Genomic DNA, 12,474 nt, shown 5'->3' on the forward strand with positions numbered 1-12,474 from the left:
TAGTGTTGTCGGTTGAATGCTTGCGCGGAGAGTATCGAACCGGGTCATACTCGTCCAGACCGTTCGATATTCCTGTCACAGAACAACTTTCCTCCTGGTCATCGGGAGCAAACTCCCGGACCGAAGAACCGAACCAGACAGCTCATCGCAGGCACGCTGGCAGCGGAAGTGCTGTCGCCGGCCAGACAGCTGACGCCTCCTGCAGAAATCGCCTGCCCTCCTGCACCATCATGTCCCTCGGAGTTGCCTTCCCCCGTGGACGCTCTTGCGACAATGGTGGCAAACCATATCAAGGTTCAACCTGGTATCACGATAGGGAACACGATATGGGGCCATCCCACCCTGCATTTGGCCAAAGTGCCATTGATGCGGACGCAACTGTTCTGCCGTGGCGTTTCTCAAAACGAAGCCCGATCCAACTCGCTAGCAACTTGCGAAATGAAAACTCTTGGTAGCGTGGAAGGTAGGAACCCAACACCAAACTGACGAAAAAGTTTCGGCTGCGATACGGCCACGTCTCAATCGCCTGCCACGGCACCTGCCGATGTGACCATCTGGCAAGGATTCGCGAGGAAATCGAATCGGCTCTCCCACGATCAATCGCGGTTGGGTTGCGCCTTTCGAGATGCAGCGGAGATTGCGCTGAAACTACAGAGACAAATTGAAACCAAACAATCCACCGAGTAGAAAAATTGATCAAAATTTTGGGAAACACTCCAAGGAATGTCGCCCAATCCAGTGAAAGTCAATGCGGAATGCAGAGATCGCGGCATAGAGATAGTTCCCACGGGGGGTGTTAATTCCACCCAAAACAAGTGAGTCTCGCCACCTAAACACCGCATTTTCACTAATGAGCTCGCTGTGACCGAAAGTTTACCTGCATTTCAGCTGAAACCTGTTAAAGCTGCGGTTTCGACTCGGTTTACCTACTACACTCTTGGTCACACACAATCGGTCACCCCGAGGCCCGCACCGATGGAATCAGTCCACGACAAGACGAATTTTCCAGGTTGGGGAAAAATCACCCTTCTCTTAGCAGGGATCTACAACCTTCTTTGGGGAGCGTCTGTCGTACTCTTCCCGCTGTTTATCTTCCGAGCGACCGGTCTCGATGCTCCAAACTACCCGCAAATTTGGCAATGCGTGGGAATGATCGTCGGGGTCTATGGGATTGGTTATTTGATTGCTTCCACGGATCCCGCCCGCCATTGGCCAATCGTTCTTGTTGGGCTCCTTGGAAAGATTCTCGGTCCGATCGGTTTCGCCAGCGCTGCTCTGTCGGGTGCTTTGCCGTGGAACTGGCTTGCAGTGATCGTAGCGAACGACCTCGTGTGGTGGGTGCCATTCGGGGGGATCTTATTTTGGGCGTTTCGTGCGGACAGTGACATCAGCACAAGTTCCGAGGGACTTCGACAAAAGCTTAATTTCAACGAAGCAATTCACAACATTCGAAGTCAACGCGGCTCCACCCTGGCTCAACTCTCATGTCAGCGACCTACGCTCATCGTGTTCTTACGCCATGCAGGATGCACCTTCTGCCGCGAGGCTGTCGACGATCTATCGCGTCAGAGGAGCAGGATTGAAGCTCTGGGGGTTCAGTTGGCAATCATCCACATGAGCGACCCCATGCGGGCCACGCAGATGACTTCCCGAGCCGATCTGGATGATGTGCACCGTTTTTCCGATCCATATTGTGCATTGTACGAGGCGTTTGGTTTGGAACGCGGTTCTTTAAAGCAACTGTTAGGTCTGCGTATTTGGTTGCGAGGATTTTCGGCTGGATTGGTTGGGGGCCACGGCGTGGGCACTTTGGAGGGAGACGGATTCCGCATGCCTGGCGCATTTTTGATGAGCGAAGGCGAAATTGTGGCGACCTACAAGGCTCAAACAGCTGCTGACCGACCCAACTACATTGATTTAGCTGATACGGGTCTGAAAGGTGAGCCATGTAGCCTTCGGCGACAAGGCGTGGCGAGTTAGGCCAAGCAAACGAGCGTGCGTTCTCGCCGGAGGACAGGAGAGACGAAACGGCAAACAAATTTCGTTAAATCGGCGAGGTTCGTAAACATCTTACCGACTCAAGCCCTTGACAGCTCGTGATCTCGGGCCACTATCAACGGTGCTTCTTGCAACTTGTGACTTCCGTCTGGGCTCTGCCAATTCTTGATCGAGCTCGTCAAAACGGGGTCGCCCCCTCACCAAAATCCTCCAGGGGTTTGACTTATCGCGAAGTGTGTTGGACGATGTCAACAGTCGGTAAACACCTGCGTATTGGACTCCAACTCCAAAAGGTTCTAATTTGATGCCATCCGCACCCCAATACTTTCTCTTGTCTAGCTTGATTTTGCTTGGTGCAGGCCTGGCACCTGCGACGGCTCAGGATACGGTCGAAGACGATGACTTGAAGGCCATAAAACAGTCCGCAGATAAGTTCGTCAAAGCTTACAACGCAGGGGATTCTGAAGCGATTGGTAAGCTCTTCACAGAGGCCGCCGAATATGTTGACGGTTTTGGTAATGTCTTCCATGGCCGGGCCGCCATCATCGCGGAGTACACCACCTTCTTCAAAGAGACTGTTGGAGGCACGATTAAAATCAACATGGAGAGCGTGCGTCATGTCGCCCCAGGCGTGTTAGTCGAACAAGGCAAGGCGATCGTCAACCCTGCGAACGAACCGGAGGCAGCGATCACTGAGAGCTCGTACACTGCCGTACACGTCAAGCAACGTGACGCGAACTGGCTACTCGCCAGCGTGCGTTCAGAGGCTGATGATGAAATCAACGCCCATGAGGAATTGAAACATTTGTCTTGGCTCATTGGCGACTGGGTGGACGAAAGCCGAGACTCCATCGTTCGCTCGCACTGGGAATGGTCTAAGAGTGGAAATTATTTAATGGGGAGCTTCCGTGTTATCAGAGAAGGCACTGAGGTGCTTCGTGGCACACACCGCATTGGCTGGGATGCAGCTCGTGACAACTATCGTTCGTGGGTCTTTGACTCCCAAGGCGGCTTTGCCCAAGGAGTTTGGACCCAAGTCCGAAGCGGTTGGGTTGTAAAGATTTCGGGTGTGACTGCAGGGGGGCTGATCGCCACTGCAACAAACACCTACCAGATGATCGACGAAGACTCATTTGCCTGGACGTCGCATGACCGTTTGGTTGGAGACTCAATCCAGCCTGAACTTACCATCACGGTAGTGAAACAGCCACCGATTCCGACGTTGACTTCCCCCAAATAAACCGGTTTGTGATGACTGCAGAGAATTCTGAAGGGCAACAAAATATGTTGAGTTGGCGCAGATATCGATTGGTGTTGATTGGATCGCTCATGCTGCTACTTGCGACCGGCGAAGTATTTGCTCGTGGTCGCGGCGGAGGAGGCGGTGGACGAGGAGGCGGTGGACGAGGAGGCACGTCGCGAGCTGGCGGCATGAGATCAGCGCCCCGGGGTGGGAACTCCGGCGGTGGTCGTTCACGACCGTCTTCCAGTCGCCCCTCTGTAAATCGATCCCCATCCTTCAGTCGCCCTACAACGCGCCCTACAACGCGCCCCAATCCACCTCCGACCCGTCCAACTCCGGGCACACGACCAGGTGGGACCGGACGCCCTCCGACCCGTCCAACTCCGGGTACACGACCAGGTGGGATCGAACGCCCCTCAACTCGACCGACTCCAGGCATCGGGAGACCCGGCGGTGATCGCCCAACGAACTTACCTGGAATCGGGGACGGAGGTAATCGACCGAGTAGACCCGACCGACCGGGTAACGGCGGAGATCGACCGGGCAGACCCGACCGACCGGGTAACGGCGGAAATCGACCGGGCAGACCCGACCGACCGGGTAACGGCGGAGATCGACCGGGCAGACCCGACCGACCAGGTAACGGCGGAGATCGACCGGGCAGACCCGACCGACCAGGTAACGGCGGAGATCGACCGGGCAGACCCGACCGACCGGGCAGACCCGACCGACCGGGCTATCGTCCGCCCTACTACGGTAATCGACCGTGGCACGGTTCCTGGCACAATAATTGGCATCACGGATACTGGCACGGACATTGGCACAGTCCCTGGCGTTATCGCTGGTCGAACTACCCGGTTTACGCCACATTGGGACTAACCTGGTGGGGCGTCGATCGCCTCTGCTATCAGTTTGGCTATTCGGGATACTCCAACCCCTACTACACCGCGGGAACCACGACGGTTTACAACTATTCGGAACCTCTCGTTTATTACCCTCCGGAGGGTGACGGGGATGCCATCCAGGAAGAGGTTCCGGCGCAAATTCGTGATGATTTTGACGAGGCCCGTTCTGCCTTCTACGAAGGTGATTATCAGGCGGCATTAAAAAATACTGATGCCGCGATCCGAGGTGTACCGGATGATGTCAACATGCACGAATTCCGAGCTTTAGTGTTGTTCGCGTTAGGAAGCTACGAAGAGGCGGCTGAAACCTTGTATGCGGTCCTCTCGGTTAGCCCAGGCTGGGACTGGACAACCATGATTAGCCTCTACAAAGATTCCGCGGACTACACGACACAATTGCGAGAACTGGAACAGTATCGCAATGAACATCCAAACCAATCCACGGCCCATTTTTTACTCGGATACCAGTACCTCACTGCCGGTTATGATGCCGAGGCGAGACATGAGTTCCAACGTGTCGTTGATCTCGACAGCAAAAATGCTGTCGCGAATAAACTCTTGGAAATGCTTGGAGGAAAGGACGGCGAATCAGACCCGGAGCCACTGCCTGCCTCCGATGCTCCAGCCCTCGACGCAAAATCATTGCAAGGGACTTGGAAAGCCAGCCGAGGAAGTAGTGCATTCGTGATGACGCTCGAACCAGACAAGGCTTTCACCTGGACCTATACAGAACAAGGGAAACCCCAAACCGTAACGGGGCAGTACTACACCGAAGGAGCAACTCTGGTCTTAGAACCGACCGAAGGTGGCGCGATGCCGGCTCTGGTTCAGTTCAATGGAAAAGACGGTTTCAATTATCGAGTGATCGGCGGTGATGCGAATGACTCAGGTCTCGACTTTCGGCGATCGCGTTAAGAGTTAACGCCCAGATAGCACCCGGCTGATTTGAAGCCAACATCCGAATCGCACCGCAACCGATTTCAGGTGACGATAAGATGGGCAATCGCAGCCGGCGGCGGCCAGCTTGTTTAGCATCACGGCATCGCTGCTGTTGACGTTCGGAATCGGCGGGACGGTAGTTTCCGTCCAGCAGTCGAGGTTTCCCCTAGAGCAGACAAAGAACGCGTAGAAGGAGGCGGCCCTGCGACGTGAAGCGGCCGATGAGCGACAAAGGACTGTAGTGGCCGAGAAGAAGGCCACCGACCATTTCAAAACGCTGAAAGAAAGACTCACGACTCCGAGATGGTGCAGGTTTGGCGCGATTGGGAACAAAACAACATTGGTCCTTAAATTGAGTTGCTAGACCGATCCACCGTCCAGGCACCCCAAACAAGCAGAGCCAGGATGACGAGACGAATTGCCCTATTTCTGAATCCACAAACTCATCTGATTCCATCAGGAATTGCACAAATGAAATCTAGAATAACCTGAGTCATAATCCTGGAATTGGAATCTCCGAAAATCGCAAAGGTCTAGCATCATGAACGGAACACGTCGACAATTCATCGCTCAAACAAGTCAAATAGCAGTGGCTGGATTAGCACTGCCAGGCCTGTTACGTGCTCATACAACAGTGGATACACCGAAGTACGAAATCGGTTTGAGTCAGTATTCACTTCGTAGCATGTTCAAAGATGGTTCCCTCGACCCTCTCGACTATCCGCAATACACTGTCGACACATTTGGCATCAAAGCGATTGACCTCTGGGAAGGTGGCTTGCCTGCAGACAAACTCGATAACAAGAATTATCTAACCAGATTACGCAAGCGAAGTGAAGACGCTGGAGCACATACTTTCCTACTGATGACAGGTGCCCTCGATGCGAACCCGCAAAAGGCTGAAGCGAGTCGGCAAAAACTACTACCATCAATCGATCGTGCTGCCACCTTAGGCGTACAGTACTTACGAGTGTTCTTAAGAGCTCCCGGCGATGATGAACAACAGGGTGTCAAAGCGAGTGTTGCAGCTCTCAAGCCATTAGCCGACGCAGCAGCGAAGAAGGATGTCATGATCGTGATTGAACCGGGTGCATCGAAACTTAGTCAGCGAGGGGCATTCTTGGCGCAAATTTGTGAGCAATTGGATCATCCTGCACTGAGACTAATGCCAGATTTTGGGAAGCAGGTGGACAATATCTACAAAGGTACAGAAGTAATGATGCCCTATACCGTCACCATTAGTTGCAAAATGCACAGTTTTGATGACAACGGAAAACAGCCTCACTTCGATTACAACCGACTACTGAAGATCATTGACCGAGGAGATTATCGAGGCTTCCTGACGATTGAATGGGAAGGCAGCAAGCTTAAACCGATTCCCGGCGTTTTGGCATCGAAAAAACTGATCGAGGAAGCCATTGTCAATTTGTCCAACGGCTAACTTGGAGTTTTCCTTCGGCATTTAATTTTTCCATTCCAGCGGCGCGAAACACGCCTTGAGCGATTCCAGGCTCAATCCGAATGGGACATCCCTGTTTCGACTCGAATCTGGTCTGAATGCGGTCAGTCGCAAGGCGCTTTCAGGGTACTGACCCGATTGCTGCGGAAATGTACCCTAAGCGATAACTAACTGCTGGATTTTGCGAACCTGCAATACACAGAAATTCTGGTTCGCTCTGAAACGTCATGGTCCTTCGACGTGACACATCTTTGATAGTGCTTGGAGATTCTTGGCATGTACGTTGATTTGTGTATCTCGCAGAGTTACATCTTTTAGCTCTTTCAAACCAAGAAGGTGCTCTAAGTCCGTATCAGTTATTGCATTTGAATCTCGCATCAGTGTTTCTAGATTTGAAATCTGTCCAATCGCCTGTAAGTCGCGATTTGTGATTGACGTGTTTTTCAGACTAAGAAATCGCAACTTCTTTGAGCCGACAAGGTGTTGCAGCCCGGAGGTGGTGACTTTGGTTCCGTCGAGTTTGAGGCTCATAAGACTCGGAATCTGTCCGACCACTTTCAATAGCTCACCCGTGACTGAGCTATTACTAAGGTCGATGGAGCGGAGCCTTCTAATCTGAGTGAGGATATTCCATTGCGTGGCGGTAGCATCCGTCAGCCGAAGTGTTTCCATTTTACCCAACCCACGATACTCTGAATCGAACTATCCGACCCACGTAAATCGACAAAGGCCACGCAATCAGGTGGCTTTCGCATCTGAGCGAACTTTTTGTATTCACCAATGTCACTGTCGTGCACAATCAACCATTCGCTTCTAACTGTCACACGACCGTTTTCGGTCAGGTGTAATAGTTCTTGTGTTCCAATTCCCATTCCTTGGAACTCGACCGACTCTAATCGTGGTAACGTCGCGATACTCTTGATTACTGCGTCACCTGTTTTGCTGCTATGAATAATGAGTTGCTCTAGGGACTTCATCTTAGAAAGACGTTGCAATCCCTCACTGGTGAATAGATTGTGGCTCAATTCAACCCGCTTCAACTTTGGGTGTTTCTGCACAAAGGAACGTAATCCGCCGCGACAATTCTCGTAAGTTCTTTAATTACAGTTGCTTCGACGATTTATTGACTCCCGTTTTCAAACGAGCTGGAGATCGATAATTTTGGGGGTCGTTTCAAGGCCCACTGAATCTTCTATTTTGGCATCCGAAAAGTCGCATTCTCCGTGCATGTTTACATGGCTTCATTGAAGTTCTCTTGACCGGCTCAATCAGTTCATTTCGTCGCTCAGGGGAGGGTTCACGAGCGATAAGTTGTGTTACGTAGAGGTAATTCCAACAGACGATGGAATTCTTGATTAAGCGTTTGCACGCCTCAGCAATTTGCTGTTCTGACTTTTCACGATAGACGAATTCGTGGTTGTTTCCAAACGATACCGCCTTGGAAAACTTATTTGAGTTTTCACCTTTATTGAATTGCTTCTCAATCGCTTGCCGGAATTCCAAATCGTGGATGTAGCGGAGGATAAAATCCGACTTGATTATTCGCCCGTATTCCTTTAACGCAGCGTCGAGCGGATGTTGATTCGAATACGAATTGAGTCGTCTGAAGAGCTGCGACGCGGTGGCTTGCTTGAGTTTAATGGTCGCTACGAATCGCAGGATGTCGTCCCAATGTTCTTTGATAAAGGGTGTCGCGAACATTACTGCAGCCATATACGCTAAGCGGCCTGAATCAGCCGTCGATTGATGATGTATTCTCCGTAGAGTAACAGTTATCCCACTCGATGGGGCTGATGTGCTCAATCAAGGCGACATCGACACCATCTTTTTCGGGTCGCATTCACAGACGACTCGCTCGATTTCTTTGATTTGCCAGTAGATAATGCACGCTAGGATGAGCGTCAGGCACGAGCACGTTGTCATTTGCCCTTGAAGATCGCGAACCGTAATTCGGCCGCGTTCGCCGGAGCACACGTCTCGTGCCAGGGAGTGCAATTGCTTGGTCTTTAGTAAGCCGCGACGGGCACGGCGACGAAGAAGAGGCTGCGACATGTATTCCAGAATAAACTCTGTCTTGAAGATGCGCCCAAGTTCGCGGTGGGCTTTGTAGAAATGATTCTTCTTGCTGTAGCCCGCGAGCCGTTTCAAGGCGACAGAAGCAGCAGTGTGGCCAGATTCGAGCGACGCATAGAATTGCCTCATCCGGTCCCATTGCTGACAAATGGATTGCATGTTGATTTTTCGGTCCTTCGCTTCCACAGAGAGGCGATCGGACCGTAGTCACGTTCTGTTTCGTGTTACACAGCGGTGGATTGCGGTTGGGCTACCAACGCGCCGGTGTGGGCAGGTGTTCATACACGCAAACTAGGCGAGAGGATCGACGACGGAACGGCGCCGATTGCCCCGGCGGCGCCTTCGTATTGTCCTTGTGGAGTTGCTGAACGCGCCACTTTTGCTTCGGGACGTCCTTGTCTTTGCCTTGCTGCTGAGCAGATACGTCAACCGCGATTGCTGAGATGAGAATGGCGGGCATAAGGTAATTGAGTTTTCTATCTGAAATGTCTTGAGTTATTTGGCTTGTCTGTCGGCGGTGCGTGGTTCCGAAAGTCTTGGCGACTTTCGCTACGACGAAAGTTTCGGCTGTCATGGCCCGGACTAAGAAAATCGCGAAGCCGATTTGCGATTGGACGAACGCGAATCGGCAAAAAAATGGTCCCGTCCTCGCGCAACGGCAGTTCTCCATGACTGGCCCCAGTCACCAGCTTTGCCTTTAGCGTATCGGCCTCGGGATCCGTGTCATTTTTGAAGACTCCGTTGCCACGGTTGACAAACCAAAACGTGTTGTCTTCATCAATTTGATAGCTGTCGGCAACCGACTTCGGGATTCGGTTATCGTACAGCGATGACGGTTCGTCAAAAAACGGCCGCCTGCTCGCCGTTGTTGAAGGCTCCGTTGTTGGTGCGCAATTCCGCGATCAAGCCGGTGTAGGCAAGAGTCGCTGTCGTGTGCCGAACGTTAGATCCTGTTCGCTCAACGCATCATTGCTCAGATCCGCTATGGCCGCCAATCCGCGTCGATTGCATGATTCCAACAGACCGAGTTAGATCAACTCTTGTCTTTGAGGCGGGGTGCGTGCCGCCCAATGTTTGCTTCTATCTAAACAACGAGCATCGCCCCGTTCGTCGAGGCGATGTGATCTTTGGCAAAACGCGTTTAGTGTCGACGACGGACACACGCCAGGGCACCCATCAGGAGAAGTACGACACTGCTCGGTTCTGGGACCGCTGCCGGGCGAGGGCCCTTTTCGTATCCGCCGTCTACGAAGGCTGCGACAAAATCGCTTGAATTGAACTCACCGTCACCATTCCAGTCGCCGGTGGCCCAAGTCGAATTAACAGCAAGTTCATCTTCGTATTCGCCCGCCCCAAAGACGACAACGAAGTCGGTCGAATTGAATTCGCCATCGAAGTTTGAGTCGCCAATCCAAGTGCCGAGAACATCGTGCACGTAATTAACGCGCTCGGTAGCATCCGTTAGTGAGCCATCGTCAATACGAAGGGTCGGGTCAGATGGTATACCGGCAATCATTTGTCCCCAAGTATCCGGAATCTTGGCGGGATTTCCCTGACCTGGAGTCCCGTCTGCCCAGACGTAAAGGGTAGTGAAGGCCGGGTCCAATCCCCTAACGTCTCCATTATCGTCGGGATTGTCGATATCACGGTAATCCCATTCAAAACTGGAGTTATTCCCGGCCGGGTCGTTTGCTGGTCCCAAAACAGCCGGCAACGGCGTCTCGAAAACAGTTTTGTCGATTCCCACTTCAAGCAACCAGCCCTTGTCCGTGATGGTTACGGCTGAATTCATACCGGCTTCTAGCTGCGCCTTATACTCAGGGGATGCAAGCCAAACTTGCAAGCGGTTGGCCGCGTCGATCACCAACTGAACATCTGATTCCCAAGGGGGATCTCCACCTGCTAGATCGCCACGATCGTTTGAAGGATCAAAGTAAAACTCCACCGAGTCATTCGCCCACGCCTCATCATTGAACGTCGTAATTTCGTCTTCGATAATATCGACGAGAAAGTACTGATGGGTCTCGTTGTCTCGTGCATAGAATTTAACCGAGTTGTCGGCCCGATTTTCGGGCAACACTTCATTAGTCCACGCTGCCCCGTAGTACACATTTTCTTCCGCGTCGTCCCAACCGAGCACGCCGATGTCACCTGTGCCCATCATACGCTCCCATTCAAATGGATCACCCCCCGGTGCTACTCCTCCGGAAATAATTGTGTCAAACTCATCTAGGTTCCAATCGCTCGCGTCACCATCTACGGTAATGTTCGCGTTTGGGTAGCTCATCAAGAAGAGCTCCGGATCCTGCGCCTGAACGGCAGATGCCAACAACATCGTCATTAGCGCCCCAAGTGATTGCGATCGAAGATGCGTCATTGCGAATTTCCCCACACATGAAGGCCCAGCTGTCCGCTGCATACATAAAATCAACGCCGCCTGTTGTAAGGGTTATTTCATCCGCTTTCCATTATATGAGAACCAGACGGGCAACCTTTCCTCGGCAGCCTCGATGAACAGTGAGACCGAATTGCACGCTTCTATTCGTCGCTGGAGAGCGGACACGCTACTGCCTCAATCGCGTTCAGAAGGCTCGCAGCATTCAGCCAGAAGAACCGGTTCTATCGGGCAAATAGAGAGCTAGGCGGAGTGTTCAAGACGGAATTTTCTGGAATACCTGTCCCGACCGCCAATGCGAAGACGAGTGCGTCGCGGACTATTGAAGGGTGAACATTTCCATTCCCTGGTAAAGGATGTTTTCTATGCAAAGCGGGGTCGGATTAGTGCTCGCGACTTGCAGGGGCAGATGACGAGCTGTAGCTGCCTCACGTTGATTCCGGCGTGCATAATCTACTGGCAAGCGAAGGAAATCGAACGTGTCGTTACCTCGTGCAATCCGGAAGAACGCGGAATCGACCTGGCAATGCTGGAGCACATCAGTCCCATCGAGTGGGGAAATGCACTGCTCTACGGGGAATGCGTTATCAAGCGACGGCTGATTCAGGCCGCTTAGGGTAAATTTCCGCAGCAATCGGGTCAGTACCCTCTTTCCGTTGGCAGATCGGCAAGTGATTTGCGATTCGGCAGGGCCACTGGAAGTATGTCAAGGATCGAAACGCTGAAGGGCTGTTCAATGTGGTTTCGGATGTCGGCGAGACAACGGATCGATCACAGCAGCTGCCCTAGATCGCGCAGCGGTTGGCCAAGCTACACGAGGCCTCGCACAAGTCACAGCCTCGCCACCGGAGCTAGACCGCCGAAAAACGGCCATCAACCGGCCGCCATCTGCGAGTGAAATGGTGCGATTGGTCAACTTGGTTTGGTCGCGTCGGTTAATGCAACTTCATGCAGTTCGCTCAAGGCCGAATGGCTGTCGGGGAATTAGACCTCTGCAAATGACGGAGTTTTTCGTGCCAAGTTTCTCATGCCAAGGCGTCTAGCCCACCGAATGTCGAGTTCCGTCGACTGGTTGATATTCCATTGGAACGGAAAGAAAATAACGAGCAGGCAATTACCGCTCGCAAAATCCCGGACAACCTCATCTGACCTGACAGGAGTATTCCGCCGGACCGACCGGGATGCTCTTTGCCGTATCCAGTCGTCATTCCCGTTCAGATGATTCATCCGCAGTTTGAGCATCAGGGTGTCAAAAGGGTTCTCGGTATCGAGCCTGCAAATCGGCAGCGGCAATTCCGAAGTCTAATCAGGCCCAGTCGGCCTGATGGACCGAACAGTCGAAAGCCTACGTTCTAGGTTTTCGACAACCAGTCTGCAAATTCGGCGGTCATTCGACAACGAATTCTTTTCTTTTTTATCAACGACCCGGCTGCTTATCCTCTGGAGGTGGTCTCTTTATCTT

The 12,474-nt window shown here is 52.4% G+C and carries 10 protein-coding genes; 5 read left to right on the forward strand and 5 right to left on the reverse strand.

Going from position 1 to position 12,474, the window contains the following annotated elements:
* The first annotated feature begins 861 nt into the window (after positions 1-861).
* The 4 genes from P8N76_15625 to P8N76_15640 all read left to right on the forward strand — a co-directional run bounded on the left by P8N76_15625 (position 862) and on the right by P8N76_15640 (position 6,526).
* Positions 862-1,980 (forward strand): SelL-related redox protein, encoded by a 1,119-nt coding sequence (locus tag P8N76_15625; protein ID MDG2383097.1) that lies wholly within the window; start codon positions 862-864, stop codon positions 1,978-1,980.
* Positions 1,981-2,302: 322 nt separating this feature from the next.
* Positions 2,303-3,238, forward strand: a complete 936-nt coding sequence (locus P8N76_15630; protein ID MDG2383098.1) for an SgcJ/EcaC family oxidoreductase — start codon at positions 2,303-2,305, stop codon at positions 3,236-3,238.
* A gap of 11 nt (positions 3,239-3,249) precedes the next feature.
* Positions 3,250-5,061: a tetratricopeptide repeat protein gene (locus tag P8N76_15635; GenBank protein MDG2383099.1), complete on the forward strand. Its 1,812-nt coding sequence runs from the start codon at positions 3,250-3,252 to the stop codon at positions 5,059-5,061.
* Positions 5,062-5,626: 565 nt separating this feature from the next.
* Positions 5,627-6,526, forward strand: a complete 900-nt coding sequence (locus tag P8N76_15640; protein ID MDG2383100.1) for a TIM barrel protein — start codon at positions 5,627-5,629, stop codon at positions 6,524-6,526.
* Positions 6,527-6,769: 243 nt separating this feature from the next.
* Here the strand turns inward: P8N76_15640 and P8N76_15645 are convergent, their stop codons facing one another.
* The 5 genes from P8N76_15645 to P8N76_15665 form a co-directional block, all read right to left on the reverse strand.
* Positions 6,770-7,216 carry a hypothetical protein gene (locus P8N76_15645; GenBank protein ID MDG2383101.1) on the reverse strand — a complete coding sequence of 149 codons (447 nt, stop codon included), beginning with the start codon at positions 7,214-7,216 and terminating at the stop codon, positions 6,770-6,772.
* Positions 7,198-7,602, reverse strand: a complete 405-nt coding sequence (locus P8N76_15650; protein MDG2383102.1) for a hypothetical protein — start codon at positions 7,600-7,602, stop codon at positions 7,198-7,200. Before P8N76_15650 ends, P8N76_15645 begins: the two co-directional genes overlap by 19 nt.
* Positions 7,603-7,717: 115 nt before the next feature.
* A complete protein-coding gene (locus P8N76_15655) occupies positions 7,718-8,257 on the reverse strand; it encodes a Tn3 family transposase (protein ID MDG2383103.1) in 540 nt (179 codons plus the stop codon).
* Positions 8,258-8,347: 90 nt separating this feature from the next.
* Positions 8,348-8,803, reverse strand: a complete 456-nt coding sequence (locus P8N76_15660) for a Tn3 family transposase (protein ID MDG2383104.1) — start codon at positions 8,801-8,803, stop codon at positions 8,348-8,350.
* A 955-nt stretch (positions 8,804-9,758) separates the two neighbouring features.
* Positions 9,759-10,994, reverse strand: a complete 1,236-nt coding sequence (locus P8N76_15665; GenBank protein ID MDG2383105.1) for a sugar-binding protein — start codon at positions 10,992-10,994, stop codon at positions 9,759-9,761.
* Between the two features lie 298 nt (positions 10,995-11,292).
* On the opposite strand from P8N76_15665, the gene P8N76_15670 reads away from it, so the two are divergent.
* On the forward strand, positions 11,293-11,628 hold the full coding sequence (locus tag P8N76_15670) for a Tn3 family transposase (GenBank protein ID MDG2383106.1): 336 nt from the start codon (positions 11,293-11,295) through the stop codon (positions 11,626-11,628).
* Positions 11,629-12,474: the final 846 nt, after the last annotated feature.

The sequence above is a fragment of the Pirellulaceae bacterium genome, assembly GCA_029243025.1.
Lineage (GTDB): Bacteria > Planctomycetota > Planctomycetia > Pirellulales > Pirellulaceae.